This is a genomic window from Carnobacterium mobile DSM 4848, from assembly GCF_000744825.1.
Classification (GTDB): Bacteria; Bacillota; Bacilli; order Lactobacillales; family Carnobacteriaceae; genus Carnobacterium_A; species Carnobacterium_A mobile.
The window spans coordinates 1,941,113-1,964,660 of record NZ_JQMR01000001.1; the positions used below are offsets into that span (position 1 = coordinate 1,941,113).

Below are 23,548 nucleotides of genomic sequence, written 5' to 3' on the forward strand. Positions count from 1 at the left end.
ATTTTAAAAAGACAGATAAACGTTTAATTAACAGACTAATCTATTTGTTATTCTTGATCATGCTACCTATAATGAAAATAGAAGACGAATACAAATAATGTATAAATTTCAGTGTTTTGAAAGGGGAATAATGATGGGGTTATTAGTAGACGGCAAGTGGCATGATCAATGGTATGACACAGAAGGGAATGGGGGACGATTCATACGGCAAGAGTCTCAGTTTCGCAATTGGATTACACCGGATGGCAGTGCTGGTCCAAGCGGAGAATCCGGGTTTAAAGCTGAACCAAATCGTTATCACTTATATGTAGCCTTAGCTTGTCCTTGGGCAAACCGTACGCTGATCATGCGTAAGTTAAAAGGATTGGAAGATATGATCTCAGTCTCTGTCGTGAATCCTTTAATGGCCGAAAATGGATGGACATTTGAACCAGAAGAAGGTGTGGTTCCTGATCCGGTGATTGATGCAACATTTCTCTATGAAGTATATACACATGTGGAACCCGACTATAGTGGACGTGTGACGGTACCTGTTTTATATGACTTGAAACAAAATAAAATCGTCAATAATGAATCTTCTGAAATTATGCGGATTTTAAATTCAGCATTTGACGAAGTCGGCGCAAAAGAAGGCGATTATTACCCGGAAGAATTGCGTTCAGAAATTGATGAAATCAATGACAAAGTGTATCCTTCTGTTAACAACGGGGTATATAAGGCAGGATTTGCAACGAAACAAGAGGTTTACGAAGAAGAAGTTGCCAATCTCTTTGATGCTCTTGACGAATTAGAAGAACGATTAGGCAAGAACCGTTATCTAGTGGGCGACCAAATCACCGAAGCAGACTGGAGATTATTTACGACCTTAATCCGTTTTGACAGTGTTTACTACGGCCATTTCAAATGCAACATCAAACAACTAACGGACTACAAAAATCTCTGGCGCTACACAAGAGAATTATACAATTGGCCAGGCATAGCGGAGACAGTGAACTTTAAGCATATCAAAGAACACTATTACCGCAGCCACAAAAACATCAACCCGACAGGCATTGTTCCAGTAGGACCCGAATTGGATTTTAGTTTAGATTAAAATAGATAGCAAGAGAGATAAAGGGGTCATTACATGAAAACTACTGCAATATGCTTTTTGATAGGAGCAATGGTTATTTTAGGAGTAACAGGTTGTGCAAATTTAGAAGGAAAAGACAACAGTATACTCGAAAATACAGGTGATTATGGTGTGTTTTTGAGTTTAGATGGAAGTGAAGCAATCGAAGCTAGTGAAGGTTACGAAACAGTCATTATTGATGCACAAAATCTCTCCGAAACAGAAATTGCTGAGATGCAAGATCGGGGACAAAAAGTTTATAGTTATTTAAATGTAGGATCATTGGAAACTTTCAGACCTTACTATGAAGAATTTCAGTATCTTACTTTGAGGCCTTACGAAAATTGGGAAGAAGAATATTGGGTCGATGTAACCAATGAAGACTGGCAAAATTTTAGTGCCGTTACTTTAGCTAATGAACTACTTGATAAGGGAATTAATGGCTTTTGGATCGATAATGTAGATGTGTACTGGCAATTTCAAAAAAAAGAAACGTATATTGGACTGGAAAAGATCTTAAAGACACTCATGAGCTATGGCAAACCGGTCCTTATTAATGGAGGAAATGAATTTGTTAGTGCATATTTACAGCAAAATCAGCAAATAGACGATATTTTGACTGGTGTAAACCAAGAAACCGTCTTTTCAGCTATTGATTTTGAGGAAGATAAGCTGAGTACTCAAACAAAAGAAAATCAAACCTACTACTTAAATTATTTAGATACAGTTGATAAAGCTGGGAAAGAGATCTATTTGCTTGAATACTCTACAAAAAAAGAGCTAGCTAAAGATGTCCATGATTATGCGACTAAAAGAGGCTGGGAGTATTATATATCCGATTCGGTTGAGTTGGATAATTGAATCGAATTGGCTGGAACAAAAGATGATAAGAAAAGGAATAGAGAGACAGTCGCTTTCTAAACAGTTAACATATAAAGTTTAATGTTAATAGTAAGAAATATTCGAGTTTCTATCGAAAAATAATAAGTTTTATTTATATAAGAATCCCACGTGTCCTTTTATCCAAAAGAATATGTGGGGTTCTTCTCTTCTTTTTTATAAACAAAGGTCAAAAATCAATGGGATTGCTGATTAGAGTCTACCACGGATAACATGTGCTTCTAATTCTTTTTAATCCATTATTTATTTCTTAATGGGCCAAGTAACTAGCAATCACAGATAATGTTTCAGTGAGACATGGAGTAGATTTGAATTTTTTTATTTTCTCTATAGAGATAAAAAAGTCTGTAGAAGTCATTGACTCCTGCAGACTTTTTTGAATTAACTGGTATATATCTAAAGGTTGTTGTCTTGGATAGTAATGGGATTAAGCAAAGATAAATCAGAATTTTACTCTGTTTCTCCATTCTTTTCAATGTCTTCAATTAGTTTTTTCATTTCTGCAATTTCCTCTTTTTGAGTTTTAATAATGGTATCCCTTAGTTCTTGTACACGAGGATCAGATACATCTGCTCGTTCACTGGTTAGGATAGCAATTGAGTGATGAGGGATCATTGCTTTCATCCAAGAAGAATCATCAATAGTTGCTTGACTTCTTACCAACCAAAGTGAAATACCAAATGAAAGAATAGAAATGCCTAAAATAATGTAATTCAATTTTTTCTTTTGATACATTTTCCACATAAACAGCAGCATGATAATAGCCATTACGGATCCCATCATAATAGAGATATAGACTCGAGTTTCACTAAACTCAAAATGAGACAGTTCAAAAAAATTGAAGAACATTAAAAAGTACATTACAACAATAGAGGTCAAAATCATTAAACCAAAACGAATGTAACTTTTCACACTATCTCCACCTTAAAGTATATAACTAACTAGACTAAAAATTTAGAGCACCGAAGTTGTATAAGTTAAATTCAAAGTAACATATAATGTTCCTCCTTGCTTATAATCGTAGACTGTTTCTATAAATGTATAGAAATTTGGAACGATTTCAGAAATGCAGAAGCTGATTTAGAAATAATTTAATTTTTAAAATTAGAGAATTATCCTAAATTCTCTATTGTTAGCACTAAAAACAGACAAATGGAATCAAACCAAAATGAATAATGCAAACAATTGGAAATTTTATTAAAGAGGCGTTACCATGAAAGTAGATACAAATAAAGAAGGAGGAAATATTCATGTCGATAAAAGTAGCGATTAACGGATTTGGCCGGATTGGACGTTTGGCTTTACGCCGTATGTTGGAAAAGGACACAGAGTTAGAGGTTGTTGCCATCAATGATTTGACGAATAATGACGACTTGGTTTATTTGCTAAAATACGATACGGCACAAGGCCGTTTCCCATATGATGTAGAAGTGGGGAATGACGCAATTGTGGTAAATGGAAAAGAAATAAAATCATTTGAAGAAAAAGATGCGAGTCAGTTGCCATGGGGCGATTTAGGTATCGATATCGTCTTGGAATGTACGGGCTTCTATACTTCAGCAAAAAAAGCACAAGCTCACTTAGATGCAGGTGCAAAACGTGTATTGATATCGGCTCCAGTAAAAGCTGCAGGATCGGAAGTGGACAATACGAAAACAATCGTCTATGGTGTGAATCATGATTCGCTTGATGCCAACGACAAAATCGTTTCTGCTGCTTCTTGTACGACGAACTGTTTGGCACCGATGGCCAATGTGTTGAATGAAAAATACGGCATTGATCGTGCTTTGATGTCAACCATTCATGCTTATACTGCCACTCAAGCTTTACAAGATTCACCAGGTGGACGTAAAAATCGTGCAGGAGCACAAAATGCTATTCCTGCTTCAACAGGTGCTGCCAAAGCGGTAGGAAAAGTGATTCCGGATCTGCAAGGAAAAATTGACGGAACTGCCGTCCGTATACCAACTATTACAGGATCAATGACAGAACTGTATTCAGTTTTAGGAAAAGAAGTAACAGCTGAAGAAGTAAATGCTGCCATGAAAGAAGCTTCAAGCGATGCGTTCTTATATACTGAAGACGAAATCGTATCTTCAGATGTAATCGGAGTACCAGCAGGATCCATTTTTGATGCTACTCAAACCAAAGTGATTGAAGGCGAAAATGGCCAATTAGTCAAAACGGTTGCTTGGTACGATAATGAGTATGGTTTTGTGTCGAACATGGTAGGGACTTTAGAACATTTTGCTGCTATTTAATAAAAATTCGGATAAGCGGGAGAGCATAAAGCTCCCCGTTTTTTTGCGTATTTGTTCTCAGTTTTCAAAATTAGTGATAGGAAATAATTATCAATAATAAAAAAAATACTGTAGCTGATTCAACGAAATTTAGCGGCTTCTTTTTTGTTGCATATACAACAAAATCTCTATATAATAATTGCTATCACTAATGAAATGAGGAGATGACTTGATAGATATTCTTCGAGATATTGGTGTAATTGCGAGGTCGTTAGATTCCATTGCCAATATAGAGTTCAAAGAATTAAAACTTACAAAAGGACAATACCTTTATTTGGTCAGAATCCAGGAGAATCCAGGAATTATACCAGATAAGTTAAGCGAAATGATCAAAGTTGATCGAACTACTGCCTCAAGAGCTATCCAAAAACTTGAGGCAAATGGCTATATTGAGAAACATTCTGATCCAGTCAACAAAAAGATAAAAAGGCTATTCACTACACAAAAAGGTGATGAATTAGCTGATGTTATTGTGAGAGAGAATGAATATTCAAACGGAGTTGCTTTAACAGGTTTGACAGATGAAGAAATTAAGCTATTCTCTCAATTCTTAACTACAATCAAACAAAATGTCGAAGAGGATTGGGATTTTGTGAAAAAAGGAAATAAAAGGATTTACTAAAGGAGCTGTTGACAGTGGAGATTAAAAAAGCTGCATTAGCTGATTTAATGCTGCTTCAGGAAATCAGCATTGAAACATTTACAGATACATTTAAAGAGCAAAATACAGAAGAAGACTTAAACCAGTATTTAGAGAGAGCCTACAATCTTGAACAGCTAAAAAAAGAACTAGCTAATAAAAATTCAGCATTTTTCTTTTTGCTTGATAATAAAGAAACAGTAGGCTATTTAAAATTAAACGTAGAGGATGCCCAAACGGAAAGTATTGCTGAAAATGCTATGGAAATTGAACGAATTTACATTCGAAAAAACTATAAAAGAAAAGGTTACGGAAAGTTTTTGCTAGAACAGGCTGAAAGGCTTGCTCAAAAAGAAAAGAAAAAGGTTATGTGGTTAGGAGTGTGGGAAGAAAATTCAGCTGCTCTAGCCTTTTACACAGCTAGAGAATTTGTTCACACAAGCTCGCATTCCTTTTTCATGGGGGAGGATGAGCAAACAGATTTTATTCTGACAAAACGGTTAATTTAAAGGGAAGGAAGTCCTTAAAATGAAGAAACTTATTGTAGACCCGGAATTTTGGGAAGTATTTCCAGAAGCGCAAATCAATGTTTTAGTAGTGAAGGGTATCAAAAATCAGGTTGATGAAGCAAAAAACGATGATTTTTCAGAATTACTTAAAAATGGAAAAAAAGAAGCTAAAAAATTTTTAACAGAAGACACATTTAGTCAAAACCGAGTTGTTGATGAATGGCGACAAGCGTTTAGTCAATTTAAAACGAAAAAGGGAGCTCGCTCTTCCATTGAAGCCTTGTTAAAAAGAGTGGACCAAGACAGAGAGTTTTCTCCAATCAATCCGTTAGTTGATTTGTACAATAGTGTTTCGATGAAATACGCAGTGCCTTGCGGTGGCGAGGATCTGGATGTGATTTCTGGTGATCTGTATCTTGGAAAAGCCAAAGGTGGGGAACCCTTTTTTCCTCTAGGAGCTGAAAAAGATTCTCCTGCATTATCTGAAGAAATTATTTATTATGATAATAACGGAGCAGTTTGCAGGTGTTTGAATTGGCGAGAAGCTCAAAGAACCATGTTACAAGAAGATACGAAAAATGCTGTTTTAGTTATTGAATCGGTTAATTCAGAACAAGCAAAACGTGCAGATAAAGCTATTGAAGAGTTGCAGTCACTTATTTACTCTTATTCCCAAGTTGAAAGTATAACAGCTACACTAAATAATAAAAGTACTTCTTTTATCCTCTAAAGGCTAAAAGGAGTACCTACTTAAAAAAGGGAATATATTGAAATACGAGTAGTTTTGGTGTCAATAAGAATAAAACAATTTTTAGTATGCATGTGCGTGGAAAAAGGTGGTTACTCTTTCTGAGTTATTTTTTCTAAACCTAACTTAATAAGACCGTTTAAATAATTTTGTGAGAACTCCTGCGAAATCGTGATCTTTGGGAAAACATTGTAAGAAAATACTTCAGATAAATATTTAATGATAAGCTCTTTTTCTATATGACTCAGCCAGTTTTCCGGTATATAGAGTATGATTTCGTGTGGATCATACATAGCTAGTATAGATTGGAGTGTCTCTGTTAATATAGAATTTAATTCCGAAGTTTTTAATGGAAAATTTGTGTATTTTAAATTAGGCAAATGCTTAATTTCACCACTTAAATTATTATAGCCTCTAAAAATGTGTTGATTAATAATGAGTGCAGCACCTGGAGGAAAACTTTCTGGAAAGTAAACTCCTGCGAGAATGTGCTTGCTTTCTGATGAATACCCAAAAGTTGCTGCATTAATATCATTTTCGATAAATGAGTCGATAGCGATTTTTTTTGTTATTTCAGCATTAAGGTCCAAATTTCTAAAAGGTATAAAATCCATAATTCTTAACTCTTTGTCTACTTCTACTCCTGGTATACCAGAAAGTACAATAGAGATTTCAGGGAATTTCGCTTTTAGATTTGAAACAGATGCAAGAAATGCAGCTAACGTTATTGAAGATAAAGATTCTTTTTCTATAATATTACCTAATAGATCAACAACATAAAAATTAACGACCATCTTTTTTTCGTTTTCAATAAATTGATTAATTAAAACTAATTTCCGACGTTCATTAAATTTATAAGCAATTGCGTGGCGTCCACCAGTTTCAAAAGGAGTATCCAACTCAATGAAAATATTGTTTTGTACAATTTCTGGTATGAGTTTATTAATGGTCACAACGCTTAAATGAGATTGTTCTGATAATTGTCTTTTAGTCATAGGGGAAACATTCTGTTTAAGCAGTTCTATTAATAAGTCTTGATTATGTTCTTTAATATTTTTTTGTTTATAGGCTTTCATTTATTGAACCTCCTCTAAATTAATCATAGCAGAAAAAATGAAAGAAAACAGTTTATTAATTTTGTTAATAAAGGTATACTACCTTTAGATAATTAACTTTGTTAATAAAGTTAAAGTGAGGTTCATAGATAAAAGGTAATCAGCAAAAGAGGAGTAGAAAAGGCGGCATACGTTTCTTATCTACTGTTACTGGACTAGTTATTGGAATACTTTTATTTTTGCATTAGTAGTGCACGAGTTATAAGGTTAAGAATTAAAACCAGTAATCATATTATTATTTAGGAGATGAAGAAAATGCATTTAGAACATGTAGCAATTTGGACGAAAGACCTTGAAAAAATGAGAGAATTTTACGAGAAATATTTTAATGTAACAAGTAGTGAACTTTACTACAACCAAAGAACACAATTTCAATCTTACTTTTTAAGTTTCGAGACGGGTAGTCGTTTGGAATTAACAACTAAAAAATTTCTATCGGATAGAGCAGCAGATAGTTTAGGCTATGCTCATATTGCTATTTCTGTGGGAACTAAAAACGATGTTGATTTTTTTGTCGAAAAATTAGTAGAAGATGGATACCCTCTGCTAAATGGCCCTCGTACTACTGGAGACGGCTATTATGAAGCAGTGATTCAAGATCCTGAGGGGAATCTGATAGAACTAACAACTGATTGAAAAAAATAAATGGTTAATGGAGAGTAGAAAAGATGACAAAAGATTTTGATTATCAACAAATGATAACAGGAGAACTCTATTTTGCGCCAGATATATTTCCTGAAAACAGTTCATTAGAAGGCAAAAAACTAGCACAAAAAATTAATAACCTTCCTATAGAAAATAAAGAAGAAATCGTAGCGTTGGAAAAAAAGTTATTTGGCAAAACGGGAAATTCCATCTATGTCAATCCACCTTTGTATGTTGACTATGGGCGACATGTGGAGATTGGCGATAACTTTTACGCGAATATGGATTGTGTTTTTTTAGATGTGAACAAGATTAGCATTGGAGACAATGTAATGGTTGGCCCTCGTGTTAGTTTCTACACTGCGGGACATCCTACTGATGCAGAAGTTAGAGTGAAAGAACTTGAATTTGGATTGCCTATTGTCATTGAAGATAATGTTTGGATAGGGGGAAGTGCATCGATTCTGCCAGGAGTAACAGTTGGGGAGAACTCAATTGTAGCCGCAGGAGCTGTTGTGACCAAAGACGTTCCTAATAATACGATTGTAGGCGGAAACCCAGCTAGAGTGATCAGAAAAATTGGAGAAAAAGATAAGGAAAAATGGGAAAAAGCGATGCACGATTATCATACAGCAAAGAAAGACAAGTAAAAAATGGGTGACTTAAAGGAGTTTTGTTTAGATGGTTTATGCGGATTATCATGTCCACAGTGATTACAGTGACGATTCCTGGTATTTAATGGAAGATGTCGTAAAAGATGCTATTCAGCTGGGTCTAGAGGAAATTTGCTTTACTGACCATGTAGATTATGGGGTAAAACCCGATTGGAGACCAGAGGAAGAGTTTCAAGCAGGCAAGAATAAAGAAGTTAAAAATGTTCATTACAAACTTTATTTTTCGGAGCTAGAGAAACTTTCTGAAAAATATGAAAAAAACATCACCATCAAAAAAGGACTAGAATTCGGCATGCAAGTCCATACCATCCCGCAATTTGAGAAACTTTATCAGTCTTATGATTTTGATTTTATTTTATTATCGGTGCATCAAATTGAGAACAAAGAATTTTGGACAGGAGAATTCCAAAAAGGGCATACACATCAGGAAAGTTATGATGAATATTACGATGAGATGTATCGATTAGTCACTTCTTATAAAGATTATAGTGTATTGGCTCATATGGACTTGATGAGGCGTTATTTAGATAAAGAAGTTGATTTGTTTGAGTATAGTAAAGACAAAATAATGAAAATATTAAAAAAAGTGATAGCAGACAACAAAGGAATAGAATTAAACACTTCCTCTGTTCGTTATGAGATTAACGGGTTCACCCCTTCTATAGAAATTTTAAAACTGTATCATAAACTTGGGGGTAAAATCATTACGATTGGCAGCGATAGCCATAAACCAGAACATTTAGGTTTTCATATCAAAGAATCTAAGAAACTGTTAAAAGATATTGGCTTTACTCATTTTTGTACTTTTGATAAAATGAAACCTATTTTTCATAAACTTTAAAGATTTTAGTATTGTGTTAAATCTTTATCCGTCAAACAAATAGTAAAAAAATGTAACAGATTGGATTCTAAATTCTTTTTACGTACCTTAAGTCATTTAAATTTCTATCGATAAGGCAGGCAAATCCACTTTGCATACCTTAAGTATAAGAAAATTTATCACTTAAGGCACACAACTCAAATTTGCGTGCCCTAAAGGTGAAAAGGTCTATCACTTAAGGCACGCAATTTTTTTGAAAATAAGATAATAAGTTTAACTCTTACTTATTTTTGACTAAATCGATAGTTTTTTTCCATATATAATAAAAAATGACACCTTCCTCCTTTTTATGCAGGAGAAAGGTGTCATTCTATTTATTCTGTTTTTTTAGCAACTTCGCTAAAAATGAATGTTCAGTTTAAGCTTCTTTTGTATAAGCTAGAGTTTTATTCAATAAAAATGGCGTATAGAAAGCTACTGTATCGCTTAAAGGTAAGATATCATCGGAAAGATTGATGTTGATCACATTTTTGATGTAGTTTCTTCTGTCTTCAATGCGTTTCCAGACATCCGGATACTGTTGTTTTAACTCGTCTCTCAAAGCTTCATCTGCTATAGCAATTGGTTCTTCCGCACTTGCACCTGAGTAGCCCGGCACACTTGGAATGATATCCACTTGGAATAGTTGTCCGCTCTTAACCACAGCTTTAGATCCTGGGTAGAATGGAGAAGACATCCACTCGTCATCTCCTGTATAGTGTCCAGGGTTTAGTGTCCAGCCATAAACGTCGGAAGGGAATACGGATTCGATCATCGAGTAGAATTCATCGCCAGAAATGCCAATGCGGATATTTTCTAGCCATGTTGCATAAGCTGTAAAGTAAGGTTTGCCCACTTTTTCTAAATAGTCTTTTTGATTCTCAGGCAATTGTTCTTTAGAAGAAACCACAAATCCAGCACGACTGCTCAAACCGCCTTTGTAGCCGACCGTTATGGAATAGTTATCGGACAATTGAGCTTCTTTATCTCTTGGGTAAAGAGTGGCATTTGTGAAACGCTGTCCTGCTGCACTAATGGTAGTGACCGTATTCGGCTGTCCATCTTGAGCAAGCAAAGCGCCAATTTCTTTTTCCGTTTTGCCGACCTCAATTGCTTGGATCGCGTTAAACATACCGATTCCTGCTAGTGAAGCACCGGCTTCGTAATGAGCGATCTCATTCGCATTATGCGTTGTACGCAATCCGCCTTCTGGAGAGCTCAAAGAAAACGTGAAGTTTTTTAATTGGCTTCTATTCGATACATAGTTTAATAAACAGTCTACGATGTAAAAAGGTAGATCAAATAAATCAGCATTATCGTAACTGCTGGCAGTAAAGAGTTTCCAGCCAATGATTCCGATTTGAGCATCTGGTTTGATTTGACTTTCTTCAAAGAAGTTTTCCAACTTCTTTTCTCCTGCCATCGGTTGGTTTGGAAGAGAGAAGAAAGGAACGTGAATTGCCTTGGCCTTAATTCTAGAATGTTCAGCTAGCTTTAAGTTTTCATTTCCTAATAATAAATAACTGTCTCCATTTGCATGGACAACTAAGCAAGCTTCTTCAAAACGCGGAATAAAGCCGGTAAGATACTCGAAGTTAGCTCCATGTTCACGATCAGCATAAATAATTGCTGTATCGATTGAATTGGTTTTCATTTGTTCTAAAAAGTTTGTTTTTCTAGCAGCCATGGTTTCGTCCGTTACTATCACGGACTGTGGGTTGGAATGGATCGTAGGCAATGTGACAGTAGTTAACTTAATGTTCATTTTTATTTTCCTCTTTTCTAACAGATTTTATAGTCGTTAAGTTGCTAATTTCTTTAAATTCAGGTTGCTTGCTTTCTAAATCAGTGACGATCATATCAAATTCAGAAACCTCACCTATTTTATGAAGATAAGAGAGACCAAACTTTTTATGGTCAGCGACGAGCACATTTTTTTTAGCTTGTTTCATGATACTTTTCTTGGTAAAGGCATCCTCTTCATTTGGCAGAGAAACACCTGAGTCGGCAGTAATTCCTTCTGTACCGATAAAGGCAATATCAAAATTGAAATTTTTGACAAAGTCAGTAGTTTCTAATCCTAAAAATCCTTTTGAAAGGTCGCGGTATTTACCAGGGAGACAGTGCAATTGGATGTCTTCATATTTAGCTAATGAATTCATCACCAATAATGAATTGGTATAAAATTGGCAATTTTCGATATTGAATAACTCTCTTGCAACAGCTAGTGTGGTTGTACCGGTCTCAATAAAAACAGAACTACCCGGTTTGACTAAGGTTCGGCAAAACTTGGCAATCATTTTTTTCTCGTGAATACTCACTTCTTCTTTAAACGAAATGGGATTTTCAAGTGTGGCATCTTTTCTGTAAATTGCGCCGCCATGGACTAATTGGATTTCTTCCCATTTAGAAATTTCTTTTAAATCTCGGTTAACCGTCATCATCGAGACATTTAATTCATCTGCTAATTCTTTTGTTGTTACCTCGCCATTGATTTTTACCAAATTGAGAATTAGATCTTGTCTTTTCGCTTGATTCAACTGGAACACCTCCTTAACTAGATTAAGCGGTATCACGTTCTTTAGCTCTATTGTAACATTTAACAAAATATAAGCAACGCGAAATAACATATTGTCATAATTATGTTATTTTGAGTTATGTATCTTTATAAATTTTTTTAAAAAGCCCTTTTCCTTAGATCGTTATTCAAAAGGCTTAAAATAGTGAGCGTAGACAAGCTATTTTCATTAGTCCTTCATGAAATACACCCTTTATCTGAGACGTTACAGTCCATTAACCAAGTACTTAGAGCAAAAGGCACATTTGTCTGTGTGGAATTAGAAGAGGAGAAAAATGAAAGACATCTCCCAAGAATCGCTTCAGCTGAAATGGAACGACAGCTAGAACAAGCAGGGTTTGAAATCAGCAAAAAATTTCACCCCGCTGATGCCATTTACGTTATCATTGCCCAAAAGAAACAGTAAGCACTAGCTACTTGAATAAAAAGTAGTTTTCCTTGACTTCGAGTCAACTTGAAGGTATATCCTAATAGATAAGACAGTTATTAACCTGGTTCTAATCGAGACACTCAATGACTCATTAGAAATAAGATAAAGAACAATTGCTTGATTACTAGTGAAGGAGTGAAAAAATGGAATACACAAAATTGGGAAATACAGGAATGGACGTTTCAAGGATTTGTCTCGGAGCCATGAGTTTTGGAGACCCAGAAAAATGGATCCACAAATGGGTATTGAATGAAGAGGAAAGCCGGCCAATTATTAAAAGAGCTTTGGAGCTTGGCATAAATTTTTTTGACACTGCGAATGTTTATTCTCTTGGAACAAGCGAAGAGATTTTAGGAAAAGCATTAAAAGAATATGCAAATCGAGATGAGATTATTATTGCTACAAAAGTGCATGGACAGATGTTTGAGGGACCAAATGGTGGAGGGCTTTCACGAAAAGCGATTCTTTCTCAAATTGACCAAAGTTTAAAACGGCTGCAAATGGACTATGTCGATCTTTATATTATTCATCGTTGGGATTACAATACGCCGATTGAAGAGACTATTGAAGCCCTACATGACATTGTAAAATCCGGAAAAGCACGCTATATTGGGGCTTCATCCATGTATGCTTGGCAGTTTCAAAAAGCTCAAAACATTGCAAAGCAAAACGGATGGACTGAATTTATTTCTATGCAAAACCATCTAAACTTAATTTATCGAGAAGAAGAACGCGAAATGATCCCTTATTCTTTGTCTGAAGGAATTTCTTTAACGCCATATAGTCCTTTGGCTTCAGGGCGTTTGACACGAGACTTATCTGTCCAGACTAAACGCACAGAAACAGATAATATTGCACGTGCCAAATACGATGAAACAGCTGATAAGGACCGTCTCATTATTGAAAGAGTAGCCCAATTAGCTGAACGCTATCAAGTCAGTCGCGTTCACATAGCTCTTGCTTGGCTTTTGCAAAAAGAGGGTGTAGCAGCGCCCATTGTCGGAGCAACTAAACTTGAACACATTGAAACAGCAGCTGCAGCGGTTGATTTTAGACTCACTCCAGAAGATATTATTTTTCTAGAAGAACCTTATATTCCACATGGCATAGTTGGATTTTCATAGAACGTTTGAATGAATTTGTACTCGTGTACTGTAAAAAACGCTATAAAATAAACGTGTAAGAATAAATAGAGTTGTCTATCTATTTATTCTTTTTTACGCTAAACTAGTTACTTATAGTAATTATGTTAAGTAACTTAATTTGAAAGGAGAGAAAATATGGATAGTCAACTATCTGAAGAATACATTGATGCTTGTATGTGCGCAAAACAAACGATTCAGTTTTTGCCTGATCCGCCTCTTGAAGTGCAAAAGAGACACATTTATATTATCAAAACATTGTATAACTTATCGATGAAACGGGAAGAGGTGCGCGTAAGTGATATTGCTGCGGCAATTGGTGTAACGTTACCGAGCATTACAAAAAGTATCACAACATTAGAAAAACAAGGCTATATTAAGAAAAAAGCTAATCCGGAAGATAAACGTGTAGTAAACATCGGTTTAACCGAAAAAGGCTTAGCGCTGCATCAAAAAATGGTCCAGGATTTCCATCGTAAAAATAGTCAGATTTTAAAAGACGTTCCAGATGAAGACATCCGTTTGACGATTAAAACGATTTACCGGATACACAATTTAATGGAGCAAGCCCATTTGCTTAGTTAAAAGGAGAGAAAACAAATAATGTATAAAACTTTAATACAATCATTGCGGCAATATAAAAAGCCCTCATTTTTAACCATGCTGTTTATGGCATTAGAAGTTGCGGTGGAGATTTTTATTCCTTTTCTTATGGCAAAAATTATTGATAAGGGCTTACTCGAAAAAGATATGGCTTATGTTTTAAAAATTGGCTCTTTAATGTTTGTAATGGCTTGTTTCTCCATGCTATTTGGCGTATTGGGCGGAAAATTTTCTTCGGATGCCGCAGTAGGGTTTTCGACAAATCTGCGTCAAGACATCTACGAAAACGTTCAAACCTTTGCCTTTGATAGTATTGACAAATACTCCTCATCTAGTCTGATTACTAGACTTACGACAGATATTACAAATATTCAAATGGCTTTTCAAATGGTCCTCAAAACCATTATTCGAGCACCGTTTATGATCGCCTTTGCTTTTGCGATGGCCGCTTATACAAATTTGAAATTATCTTTAACGATTTTATTTATTGTTCCAGTTGTAGGTGTTATTTTAGTTGGTTTGATCTATCGCGTGCACCCTTATTTTATAAAAGTTTTTAGAAAATATGACCGATTGAATCAAACTGTACAAGAGGACATCAATGGTGTACGCGTAGTAAAATCATTTGTTCGCGAAGAAAAAGAAATCGAAAAGTTTAAAGAAGCCTCTGAAAATATTAAAAGCTTATTTATGAAGGCAGAAAAAATTATTGCATTTAGCGCTCCGGTTATGCAACTGGCTATTTACTCGTGTCTGCTGCTCGTTTATTGGTTTGGAGCAAAGTATGTGGTCGGTGGAACTATGAGTACCGGCGAATTGACGAGTTTTATTACGTATATGATGCAAATCCTAAGCAGTGTGATGATGATTTCCATGATTTTTGTGATGATCGTGATTTCCGAAGCTTCGGTAGAACGGGTGGCTGAAGTTCTGAATGAAAAAGCAACATTGAGAAACCCTGAGAAGCCGCTGACAACTATTGGAAATGGCGACATTGAATTTAGGAATGTTCAATTTAAATATGCTAAACGCTCAGAAGAGGCCGACTTAAGTCACATCAATTTAACCATCAAGTCGGGCGAAACGGTAGGGATCATTGGCGGAACAGGCAGCGGGAAGAGTACGCTTATTCAGTTGATTCCGAGATTGTATGATGTGACTGAAGGAGAAGTATCTGTTTCAGGGCATAACGTCAAAGAGTATGATTTAGTGACCTTGCGTGATCAAATTGCAATGGTACTCCAAAAAAATACCTTGTTTTCAGGAACGATTATTGACAACTTGAGATGGGGCAATAAAGACGCTTCTGAAGAGGAAGTACAGCGGGTTGCCAAATTAGCACAAGCAGATGATTTCATTCAAGCCTTTCCCGATGGATATGAAACCGTGCTAGATCAAGGTGGTTCAAACGTATCCGGGGGGCAAAAACAACGATTGACGATTGCGCGTGCTTTACTAAAACGACCTAAAATTTTGATTTTAGACGATTCGACAAGTGCTGTAGATACAAAAACAGATGCCTATATTAGAAAAGCTTTTATAGAAGAAATTCCAAATACAACTAAAATCATTGTGGCTCAACGTATCTCTTCTATCCAAGATGCTGACCGGATTATCGTGTTAGATGATGGAAAAATCAATGGCATAGGTACGCATGATGAATTGCTGAAAAATAATGTCATCTATCAAGAAGTATTCGATTCTCAAGTAAAGGGAGGGACGATCGTTGAAGAATAAAATGAATAAGAAAACGGCTGCTAATCCTTTGAAAACATTTAAACGTATTCTTTCCTATGCAACTAGAAAATATAAAATACGGATACTTATCGTAATTGTCAGTATTATCATTAGTGCAGCTACTAATGCGATTGGCATCAGCTTTACAAAAACGTTGATCGATGATTATATTGCCCCTTTGCTGACACAAGCCACACCTGATTTTTCAAATTTAGCCCAGATTATTGGTGTAATGGCACTGTTGTATTTAACCGGTGCATTGTTCACCTATATTTTTAATCGGACCATGGTGACAGTGTCACAAGGAATCTTAAAAGATATTCGGGATGAACTGTTTACGCATATGGAATCTTTACCGATTCGTTATTTCGACAGCAATGCGACCGGCGACATTATGAGTCACTACACAAATGATATCGATACACTGAGACAGATGATCAGCCAATCGATTCCGCAAATTTTTTCTTCACTGATTATGATTTTATCCATTATCATTGCCATGTTCATTATCAACATACCAATGACCTTATTTGTCTTATGTATGATTGGTGTGATGGTGGCCGTGGTTCGCACAATCGGCAGTAAAAGCAGTCGTTACTTCTCGATTCAACAATCAGCATTGGGAACGTTAAATGGATACGTAGAAGAAATGATTGAAGGCCAAAAAGTCGTAAAAGTCTTTAATCATGAAGAAGAAGCGATTGCTGATTTTAGTCAATTGAATGAAAGTTTAAGAGAAAATGCGACAAAAGCTAATACGTATGCCAACATTTTAATGCCGATCATGGGAAATATTGGGAACTTTACGTATTTGTTAACGGCTGTAATTGGCTCCATTTTTTCGATTACAGGTGTCACAGTACTAACGGTAGGGAGTATCGCGTCTTTTGTTCAATTTACAAAAAGCATTACCATGCCGGTAGCACAAATTTCACAACAGTTTAATGCGATCATCTTGTCATTAGCGGGTGCAGAACGGGTTTTTAATCTATTAGACGAAACGCCTGAAGAAGACAATGGAACGATCAAGCTAGTTAATATCACTAAGACGGCTGATGGAAAAGTTGAAGAAGCGCAGCAACGTACAGGCAGCTGGGCTTGGAAACAAACGACTGCTGACCGTAAGACAGCTTATACTGAATTAACAGGAGATGTGCGTTTTAAAGACGTAACATTTGGATATAATGCCAATAAAACGATTCTTCACGATATTAATCTGTTTGCAAAACCCGGTCAAAAAATTGCGTTTGTCGGAGCAACAGGAGCTGGGAAAACGACAATCACCAATTTGATCAATCGCTTTTATGATATTCAACAGGGGTCGATCACTTATGATGGGATCGATATTAAAAAAATCAAAAAAGAGGATTTAAGAAAATCATTAGGCATTGTTTTACAAGATACACATTTATTTACAGGAACGATCAAAGACAATATACGGTACGGCAGATTAGATGCCACTGATGAAGAAGTTGAAGCAGCTGCGAAATTAGTGAATGCCGACTTTTTTATTCGACAATTGCCGCAGGGTTATGAGACAGAATTAACTGGCGATGGCGGTTCGCTTTCCCAAGGTCAAAGACAGTTGCTCGCAATCGCCAGAGCAGCAGTCGCGAATCCGCCAGTTCTAATACTGGACGAAGCGACTTCAAGCATTGATACACGAACAGAAACAGTTGTACAAAGTGGAATGGATGCACTGATGAAAGGAAGAACAGTCTTTGTTATCGCTCACCGGCTGTCAACTGTTCGAAATTCAGATGCCATTATGGTGATGGATCAAGGACGAATCATTGAACGAGGAAATCATGAAGAGTTGATTGCTCAAGAAGGCGAATATTACCAATTGTATACAGGTGCATTTGAAATGAATTAATAAAATGCTATTAAAAAAGGTACTTTCCAAATGAATGGAGAGTACCTTTTTAATATGTCATCAACTTTTCAGCTTATCTAATCTCAAAAAAGCTGAAAACTTGATGCGTATCAATTTTTATTTGGTGTAATCCAACTATACTACAGGTGTAAAGAGAAAGAGGCGAAGAAAAAGCCTCTACTACAAATAAAAAATAAAGGGGAAATGAATGATGTCAAAAGCAGTCCTTACATTAGAAGCCTTATCTTGTCCAAGTTGTTTGCAAAAAATTGAAAGTGCAGTAAAAGGATTGAATGGAATCGACAAAGACAGCGTAAAAGTTTTATTCAATTCCAGCAAAGTCAAAGCTGATTTTGATGCAGATACTCTTTCGATTGAAGAAATTGAAAAAGCAATCATTGACTTGGGATACCCAGTTCTTAAAACCAAAGTGAAAGCAGCTTAAACGCCTATAAATCAGAAAGAAGGAATGGATAATGACAGGACTCAACGAAGCAGCGAACAAGTATTTTGAAAAATTAGATATGTTTACAACAGCGATTACACGGGCGCATGGTAAAAATCACCCTGAAGCATTTGAAGTACGAGAATTGTTCAGTGAAATAAATGAGAAAATGCAAACAGCAGGTTCAGTTAGACCCAATTTAGATGTGGAATTTGCTCGATTGCGTGAAATTACAAATAACTACACCATTCCTGGTGATGTTTGCGGAACTTATGCTGCAGTATACGACATGCTTTCTGAAACAGACCAAGCTTACCAAGCTTACCAAGCTTGATGCATCGCTAAGAAAGAAGTCTCAGAAAGAACTAATTATTCTTTCTGGGACTTCTTTCTTTTTTTAATAAGTGAATAGAAAGTCTCCAAACTTGATGGCCGTCAATTTATATATTTTGAAACGGTCCTATACTTTATTTAACAACAAAATATACATTGGAGGAAAAAATCATGCAGCACTATATATTAAGCAAGAAAAACCAAATAACGTTGATCAGCGGTGTGTTGATCGGGCTAGGTTTCTTTAGTCATTTCATTTTAGAAAATGTGGGGATTTCTGAATGGTCTTTGATCATCGCTTCTATTTTCGGAGTTGCACCAATTGCTGTCCAAGCGTATCAAGCCATAAAAGTAAAAGTTGTCAGCATTGATTTGCTGGTCACTATCGCCGTCATCGGAGCTTTCTTAATTCAAAATTATGAAGAAGCAGCTATTGTTACCTTCTTATTTTTATTTGGGCATTTCTTGGAACAACGGACCTTAAACCAAACCCGTTCTGCTATCAAAGAGTTAACTGAAATGGCACCAGAAAGTGCTTTAAGACAAATGGAAGATGGAGGATTCGAAGAAGTAGACGTGGAAGACGTGGACGAAGGAGAGGTCTTACTCGTCAAAACCGGTGCAAAAGTCCCGGTAGATGGAACCGTCATCACAGGTGAAGGCTACATCAATGAAGCCAGCATCACAGGTGAATCCGTTCCAGCAAATAAAACAGTTGGTTCAGAAGTCTTTGCAGGCACTATTTTAGAAAATGGAACGATCCAAATTCGTGCTGATCGAGTAGGAGAAGACACGACATTTGGAAAAATCATTGAATTGGTTGAAGAAGCACAAGATTCTAAATCCGAAGCAGAACGGTTCATTGACCGCTTTGCCAAATATTACACACCAATTGTCTTGGTACTGGCATTTGGTGTGTGGCTATTCAGCCAAAACATCGAATTAGCGATTACCATTTTAGTATTAGGCTGTCCGGGCGCATTGGTTATCGGAGTCCCAGTTTCGAATGTTGCCGGTATTGGAAATGGTGCTCGTAATGGGGTTCTGCTAAAAGGAAGCGAAGTGATTCATGACTTCAGTCGAGTAGATACAATCGTATTTGATAAAACAGGAACATTGACTGTCGGGAATCCAACTGTTGCAGAAACTGAGTTCTATAGAGAAAATAACACTGAAGTCCTTGGTTATTTAGCAAGTGTGGAACGTGAATCTGACCACCCGCTTGCAAAAGCTGTCCTCCAAGAAATTGGCGAGACATCTTTTTCTACAGTAGAAGGAACAGAAGTCGTCAAAGGGGGCGGTATTGTAGCAAGCGTGAATGGGCACCGGATAGCTATTGGGAATGTTGCATTGATGGAAACAGAACATGTGGTATTCAGTAAAAAAGCGCAAAAAGACGTGGAATGTTTTGAAGAAAATGGCAACTCGCTGGTGCTGACAGCGGTCGATGGCGAATTAAAAATTCTGATGGGCATTCGTGATCAAGTCCGTCCCGGAGTAAAAGAAGACCTACAAGAGTTGAAAAAATTAGGCGTGAAAAACCTAGTTGTTCTTTCAGGCGATAATCAAGGAACGGTGGATGCTGTTGCTCGTGAGCTAGAGTTAACAGCAGCATATGGACATATGCTGCCAGAAGATAAATCGGCTCATATCGAGAAATTACAAAAAGCAGGCCAAATCGTTGCTTTTGTCGGAGACGGGGTCAACGACAGTCCTTCATTAGCTTTAGCGGATATTGGAATTGCGATGGGGAATGGAACAGACGTTGCCATTGAAACATCCGATGTTGTCTTAATGAACTCGGATTTCAGTCGTTTGCCGCATGCGTTAGGTTTGACGAAAGCCACAGCACGAAATATGAAACAAAATATTATTATCGCAGTGGGTGTAGTCTTGGTCTTATTGGCCAGCGTCTTTTTCAGTGAGTGGATGAATATGTCTATCGGTATGCTGGTCCATGAAGGAAGTATCTTGGTTGTTATTTTCAATGGAATGAGACTATTAAATTATCGTTTAAAAGACAAAAGGGCTCGCAAGAAAATGGAGGCTAATCCAGTATCAGAAACAGTACACACAACTTAATTTTTTTAAAAAAAAGCACCAGTCAACGAGGAGGCTGCTAAAGGATCAGATAAGATGATTTGACTCTTTAGCAGTTTTACTGATTGGAAGGTGCTTTTTTTTGCTGATTAAGGCCCAAAATATTGTGAACAAGTTTGACATAATAATGGAATAAAAAAATAAATTGAATACAAAATAATAGATTAAAAATAAAGTACGTGATATAAATAACAGAATGCAAATTTAAAATATAGATTTGAGAGATAATGCATCAATTGATACTCGTTTTTTCTTTAGAAATCCTTTCGATGACACTTATGTTAGAAAAAGATTTACTGACTCACTAGACTAGATAGCAGATATATCCACTAATCCCTCAACAATAGGCAACCCGGTTTTTATGGTTCTTTAATTAATAAAAAAGCTTATGCCTTAGCCAATTTCCCTTTTTGATATGCCAAACGAAACCGCATTTTATTTTTTAACACAATTGATCAATTGAAGTAGTAAATGGAGGTTTTTAAATGGAGGACTTACAATTTCATTTTCAACCTAAAGTCGATGTTCAAAACAAACGACTGATGGGATATGAGGTCTTATTAAGGAATAATGAGCAAAATCCGTATTACCCAGCTGCAAAGATGGCTGAAGTAATCCACGATAGAAAAGAGCACTCGCTTTTCTTAAAGTGGTTCCAAGAAGAACTAATGCGTTTGGTAGATTTATGTCCAACCGTACAATTTTCAATTAATTTTGCACCAAAACAATTATTTTACCCGGAGACACATGTCTTTTTCACTGAAATGCAGCCATATGCTAAACAACTGACTATTGAAATAACAGAAGATGCTCCATTTTTTACTGCTTCAAACGATACGATTAATTCTTTAACAATCGACCAGCATTTTTTGTCTATTTTTGCCTCAATCAAGGAAAAAGGGTATTGCATTGCATTAGATGATGTTGGCTCAGGGAGGAATTCGTTAGAGGAAGTCTTAAAATACACTCCTTATCTAGATCAAATTAAATTTTCAATGGTAAATTGTAGTAAAAAGAAGATAAACGAAGCGACTTTACAGCTTTTCTTGCACGCTTGGAAACGTTTCTCAGAAGACTATCAGCTCGATTTCATTATAGAAGGTGTTGAAAATCAAGAAATGAGCGATGAATTGAAAGAACAAGGAATGTTTCTTCAGCAAGGATACTATTTTGGGAAACCTTCAAAATGTATAAAAACAGGTTATTGACAACTTACTAATTTTATTTGTTTCCTATGACTAGCTGATGAAAGGAGTTTATTATGCTGTCATCTATTTTCTTAAGTCTTATTGCCAATATTTCTATTCTCTGTACCGTATCTTATATTTTCGTTAAATTAATCCCGAAAGAAAAACATTATACGCTTAGCTTAAAAAAGAAGCTAGAGATGATCGGCATAGCTAGTATAACAAATTTTATTTTAATGCTTTTTTCGGTTACCTTACCTGAAGAAGCCATCCTAGATTTCCGGCAAATTATTTTGATTCTGCTGGTTTATTATTTTGGTCCTTCCGTTTCTATTCCAACTGCCTTTTTGATTTCGGCATTGCGTTTGTTATTAGGAATTAACCCTGCTTCGATTCAGACCGCATTTGTGTATGTTTTTCTAGGTCTTTTATTGCCGTATGTTAGCAGCAAGTTAACAAAACGATTTAATAATTACGCTGTTTTGTCCTGTCTTAATGTGATTTGCGTTGCAACTATTAGTTTGAGTTTGTTCTTTTTGTATAAAAATATTTTGCTAAGCCTCCTTATTTGCTTTAGTTTACTGATTCTTTCTAGTATTGTAGTCATTGCTGTGACTGCTTTTATAGAAGATTTAATAAAAAATCTCCATTTATATTTAGAGGAACAAGAACACGCCCAAATGGATTACTTGACGGGCTTATACAATATGAGAGCGTTTAATAAAAAATGGCAAGTGATCCAAGCGGATAAATCAATCGCTAAGACCGCTTTTATGATAATAGATATCGACCATTTTAAATGGATCAATGACAATTATGGACATGCGAATGGAAACTTTATCTTGCGGCAGTTAGCAGTCATTTTAAATGTTGGGGCTCCGGACCACGAGTTGATTTACCGTGTAGGTGGAGAAGAATTTTGTTTGATTTTAAATCATTTGTCTTATGCAGAATAACAAGAAGTGGCTGAAAATATCAGAGTCAGCGTGGCAGGTAAAGAATTCTTACTGGAAAATGGGCAGGCATCAACATAACCGTATCAATTGGGTTGGCTGCTTCTGGACAACAAAAAGATATGAAGAAACTGTTCCGGTTAGCCGATCGGTGCTTGTACATGGCAAAAGAGCAAGGGAGAAACCAAGTGATCGGAGCAACATTGGAAAGTGAGTAGAACAGCAGCAAAATTTTATCCACTGACTAAAAGAACAATATTATTATGATAAATGTACGAGTAAGCTGTTTGAACAGATTGCAACTCTTTATCCTCAAGCTATGAATGGTGCTTTTAAAGTTAAAGAATATGTGGAAAAAATATATGATAAAGAAGTACCAGATGATGAATTGACGTATTTAGCTGTTCATATAAATCGCTTATTGAATTACAATGAACTAGATGGTTAGAAGTAATAAAAACTAATAAGATCCATCCGCTTAAAAAAATGCAAGAGAGAGTAGCTCTATAGGGGCAGCTCTCTCTCTTTTTATGCTTTAAAAATAACGATCTTAAGTTGCTATTCCTCACAACACAGGCAGGTCCACCTTTTAGCTAGTGACTAATCACCCAATCGCATAAACGAGCTAATGTAAGTTTAAATAAATTTTGTTAGTGATATAAA

At 36.0% G+C, this 23,548-nt stretch carries 24 protein-coding genes and 1 pseudogene; 21 read left to right on the forward strand and 4 right to left on the reverse strand.

Going from position 1 to position 23,548, the window contains the following annotated elements:
* Window positions 1-133: 133 nt before the first annotated feature.
* Window positions 134-1,093 carry a glutathione S-transferase family protein gene (locus tag BR87_RS09265; RefSeq protein WP_035031316.1) on the forward strand — a complete coding sequence of 320 codons (960 nt, stop codon included), beginning with the start codon at window positions 134-136 and terminating at the stop codon, window positions 1,091-1,093.
* Window positions 1,094-1,126: 33 nt separating this feature from the next.
* A complete protein-coding gene (locus BR87_RS09270; protein WP_035031318.1) occupies window positions 1,127-1,972 on the forward strand; it encodes an endo alpha-1,4 polygalactosaminidase in 846 nt (281 codons plus the stop codon).
* A gap of 489 nt (window positions 1,973-2,461) precedes the next feature.
* Here BR87_RS09270 and BR87_RS09275 read toward each other — a convergent pair whose 3' ends face one another.
* Window positions 2,462-2,923, reverse strand: a complete 462-nt coding sequence (locus tag BR87_RS09275; protein WP_035031321.1) for a DUF305 domain-containing protein — start codon at window positions 2,921-2,923, stop codon at window positions 2,462-2,464.
* Window positions 2,924-3,261: 338 nt separating this feature from the next.
* Here BR87_RS09275 and gap point away from each other — a divergent pair, with 338 nt between their 5' ends.
* The 4 genes from gap to BR87_RS09295 all read left to right on the forward strand — a co-directional run bounded on the left by gap (window position 3,262) and on the right by BR87_RS09295 (window position 6,190).
* Complete coding sequence (gene gap / locus BR87_RS09280) at window positions 3,262-4,272, forward strand: type I glyceraldehyde-3-phosphate dehydrogenase (RefSeq protein ID WP_035031324.1); 1,011 nt, start codon at window positions 3,262-3,264, stop codon at window positions 4,270-4,272.
* A 208-nt stretch (window positions 4,273-4,480) separates the two neighbouring features.
* Window positions 4,481-4,933, forward strand: coding sequence for a MarR family winged helix-turn-helix transcriptional regulator (locus tag BR87_RS09285; protein WP_035031326.1), 453 nt, complete (start codon window positions 4,481-4,483; stop codon window positions 4,931-4,933).
* Between the two features lie 14 nt (window positions 4,934-4,947).
* On the forward strand, window positions 4,948-5,460 hold the full coding sequence (locus BR87_RS09290) for a GNAT family N-acetyltransferase (protein WP_280511952.1): 513 nt from the start codon (window positions 4,948-4,950) through the stop codon (window positions 5,458-5,460).
* Window positions 5,461-5,479: 19 nt separating this feature from the next.
* Window positions 5,480-6,190, forward strand: coding sequence for a B3/B4 domain-containing protein (locus BR87_RS09295; protein ID WP_035031330.1), 711 nt, complete (start codon window positions 5,480-5,482; stop codon window positions 6,188-6,190).
* Between the two features lie 110 nt (window positions 6,191-6,300).
* On the opposite strand, the gene BR87_RS09300 is transcribed toward BR87_RS09295, so the two are convergent.
* Window positions 6,301-7,284, reverse strand: a complete 984-nt coding sequence (locus BR87_RS09300; protein WP_035031332.1) for an ROK family protein — start codon at window positions 7,282-7,284, stop codon at window positions 6,301-6,303.
* Window positions 7,285-7,578: 294 nt separating this feature from the next.
* Between BR87_RS09300 and BR87_RS09305 the strand changes: the two genes are divergently transcribed.
* The 3 genes from BR87_RS09305 to BR87_RS09315 are packed head-to-tail and all read left to right on the forward strand — an operon-like array spanning window position 7,579 to window position 9,483.
* The gene (locus BR87_RS09305) at window positions 7,579-7,959 is read left to right on the forward strand and encodes a VOC family protein (protein ID WP_035031333.1); all 381 of its coding nucleotides are present in this window, start codon (window positions 7,579-7,581) and stop codon (window positions 7,957-7,959) included.
* 32 nt (window positions 7,960-7,991) lie between these two features.
* Window positions 7,992-8,618, forward strand: coding sequence for a sugar O-acetyltransferase (locus BR87_RS09310; protein WP_035031337.1), 627 nt, complete (start codon window positions 7,992-7,994; stop codon window positions 8,616-8,618).
* Between the two features lie 31 nt (window positions 8,619-8,649).
* Window positions 8,650-9,483 carry a histidinol-phosphatase HisJ family protein gene (locus BR87_RS09315; protein ID WP_035031339.1) on the forward strand — a complete coding sequence of 278 codons (834 nt, stop codon included), beginning with the start codon at window positions 8,650-8,652 and terminating at the stop codon, window positions 9,481-9,483.
* Between the two features lie 397 nt (window positions 9,484-9,880).
* Here the strand turns inward: BR87_RS09315 and BR87_RS09320 are convergent, their stop codons facing one another.
* Entirely contained in the window at window positions 9,881-11,272 is a 1,392-nt protein-coding gene (locus tag BR87_RS09320; protein WP_425304608.1) for a M24 family metallopeptidase, read from the reverse strand.
* Window positions 11,256-12,041: a DeoR/GlpR family DNA-binding transcription regulator gene (locus BR87_RS09325; RefSeq protein WP_035031343.1), complete on the reverse strand. Its 786-nt coding sequence runs from the start codon at window positions 12,039-12,041 to the stop codon at window positions 11,256-11,258. The genes BR87_RS09320 and BR87_RS09325 overlap by 17 nt, the downstream gene beginning before the upstream one ends.
* Before the next feature lie 183 nt (window positions 12,042-12,224).
* Between BR87_RS09325 and BR87_RS09330 the strand changes: the two genes are divergently transcribed.
* From BR87_RS09330 to BR87_RS12885, 12 genes and pseudogenes are all read left to right on the forward strand, one after another.
* Window positions 12,225-12,485 (forward strand): class I SAM-dependent methyltransferase, encoded by a 261-nt coding sequence (locus BR87_RS09330; protein WP_051929785.1) that lies wholly within the window; start codon window positions 12,225-12,227, stop codon window positions 12,483-12,485.
* Between the two features lie 167 nt (window positions 12,486-12,652).
* A complete protein-coding gene (locus tag BR87_RS09335) occupies window positions 12,653-13,633 on the forward strand; it encodes an aldo/keto reductase (protein ID WP_035031344.1) in 981 nt (326 codons plus the stop codon).
* Between the two features lie 156 nt (window positions 13,634-13,789).
* Window positions 13,790-14,236 (forward strand): MarR family winged helix-turn-helix transcriptional regulator, encoded by a 447-nt coding sequence (locus BR87_RS09340; RefSeq protein ID WP_035031346.1) that lies wholly within the window; start codon window positions 13,790-13,792, stop codon window positions 14,234-14,236.
* An 18-nt stretch (window positions 14,237-14,254) separates the two neighbouring features.
* Window positions 14,255-15,991 (forward strand): ABC transporter ATP-binding protein, encoded by a 1,737-nt coding sequence (locus tag BR87_RS09345; protein WP_035031348.1) that lies wholly within the window; start codon window positions 14,255-14,257, stop codon window positions 15,989-15,991.
* A 1-nt stretch (window position 15,992) separates the two neighbouring features.
* Window positions 15,993-17,867, forward strand: a complete 1,875-nt coding sequence (locus BR87_RS09350) for an ABC transporter ATP-binding protein (RefSeq protein WP_035033084.1) — start codon at window positions 15,993-15,995, stop codon at window positions 17,865-17,867.
* Window positions 17,868-18,078: 211 nt separating this feature from the next.
* Window positions 18,079-18,312: a heavy-metal-associated domain-containing protein gene (locus tag BR87_RS09355; protein WP_035031350.1), complete on the forward strand. Its 234-nt coding sequence runs from the start codon at window positions 18,079-18,081 to the stop codon at window positions 18,310-18,312.
* 31 nt (window positions 18,313-18,343) lie between these two features.
* Window positions 18,344-18,646: a hypothetical protein gene (locus BR87_RS09360; RefSeq protein ID WP_035031352.1), complete on the forward strand. Its 303-nt coding sequence runs from the start codon at window positions 18,344-18,346 to the stop codon at window positions 18,644-18,646.
* Between the two features lie 170 nt (window positions 18,647-18,816).
* Complete coding sequence (locus BR87_RS09365) at window positions 18,817-20,727, forward strand: heavy metal translocating P-type ATPase (RefSeq protein ID WP_035031354.1); 1,911 nt, start codon at window positions 18,817-18,819, stop codon at window positions 20,725-20,727.
* A 503-nt stretch (window positions 20,728-21,230) separates the two neighbouring features.
* Complete coding sequence (locus BR87_RS09370) at window positions 21,231-21,953, forward strand: EAL domain-containing protein (protein ID WP_035031357.1); 723 nt, start codon at window positions 21,231-21,233, stop codon at window positions 21,951-21,953.
* 53 nt (window positions 21,954-22,006) lie between these two features.
* Window positions 22,007-22,888 carry a GGDEF domain-containing protein gene (locus BR87_RS09375; RefSeq protein WP_280511958.1) on the forward strand — a complete coding sequence of 294 codons (882 nt, stop codon included), beginning with the start codon at window positions 22,007-22,009 and terminating at the stop codon, window positions 22,886-22,888.
* Window positions 22,889-23,007: 119 nt separating this feature from the next.
* Window positions 23,008-23,103 carry a hypothetical protein gene (locus BR87_RS13515; protein ID WP_280511960.1) on the forward strand — a complete coding sequence of 32 codons (96 nt, stop codon included), beginning with the start codon at window positions 23,008-23,010 and terminating at the stop codon, window positions 23,101-23,103.
* Window positions 23,104-23,162: 59 nt separating this feature from the next.
* Window positions 23,163-23,333: pseudogene (locus BR87_RS12885) on the forward strand (PRD domain-containing protein); the annotation flags it as partial.
* Window positions 23,334-23,548 lie beyond the last annotated feature (215 nt).

Coding starts and splice junctions, on each gene's coding strand:
- gap (WP_035031324.1), top strand. CDS start 3,262: ATGTCGATAAAAGTAGCGATTAACGGATTTGGCCGGATTGGACGTTTG.
- BR87_RS09375 (WP_280511958.1), top strand. CDS start 22,007: ATGCTGTCATCTATTTTCTTAAGTCTTATTGCCAATATTTCTATTCTC.
- BR87_RS09295 (WP_035031330.1), top strand. CDS start 5,480: ATGAAGAAACTTATTGTAGACCCGGAATTTTGGGAAGTATTTCCAGAA.
- BR87_RS09340 (WP_035031346.1), top strand. CDS start 13,790: ATGGATAGTCAACTATCTGAAGAATACATTGATGCTTGTATGTGCGCA.
- BR87_RS09365 (WP_035031354.1), top strand. CDS start 18,817: ATGCAGCACTATATATTAAGCAAGAAAAACCAAATAACGTTGATCAGC.
- BR87_RS13515 (WP_280511960.1), top strand. CDS start 23,008: ATGAAGAAACTGTTCCGGTTAGCCGATCGGTGCTTGTACATGGCAAAA.
- BR87_RS09300 (WP_035031332.1), bottom strand. CDS start 7,284: ATGAAAGCCTATAAACAAAAAAATATTAAAGAACATAATCAAGACTTA.
- BR87_RS09270 (WP_035031318.1), top strand. CDS start 1,127: ATGAAAACTACTGCAATATGCTTTTTGATAGGAGCAATGGTTATTTTA.
- BR87_RS09265 (WP_035031316.1), top strand. CDS start 134: ATGGGGTTATTAGTAGACGGCAAGTGGCATGATCAATGGTATGACACA.
- BR87_RS09310 (WP_035031337.1), top strand. CDS start 7,992: ATGACAAAAGATTTTGATTATCAACAAATGATAACAGGAGAACTCTAT.
- BR87_RS09370 (WP_035031357.1), top strand. CDS start 21,231: ATGGAGGACTTACAATTTCATTTTCAACCTAAAGTCGATGTTCAAAAC.
- BR87_RS09315 (WP_035031339.1), top strand. CDS start 8,650: ATGGTTTATGCGGATTATCATGTCCACAGTGATTACAGTGACGATTCC.
- BR87_RS09335 (WP_035031344.1), top strand. CDS start 12,653: ATGGAATACACAAAATTGGGAAATACAGGAATGGACGTTTCAAGGATT.
- BR87_RS09345 (WP_035031348.1), top strand. CDS start 14,255: ATGTATAAAACTTTAATACAATCATTGCGGCAATATAAAAAGCCCTCA.
- BR87_RS09360 (WP_035031352.1), top strand. CDS start 18,344: ATGACAGGACTCAACGAAGCAGCGAACAAGTATTTTGAAAAATTAGAT.
- BR87_RS09350 (WP_035033084.1), top strand. CDS start 15,993: ATGAATAAGAAAACGGCTGCTAATCCTTTGAAAACATTTAAACGTATT.
- BR87_RS09305 (WP_035031333.1), top strand. CDS start 7,579: ATGCATTTAGAACATGTAGCAATTTGGACGAAAGACCTTGAAAAAATG.
- BR87_RS09355 (WP_035031350.1), top strand. CDS start 18,079: ATGTCAAAAGCAGTCCTTACATTAGAAGCCTTATCTTGTCCAAGTTGT.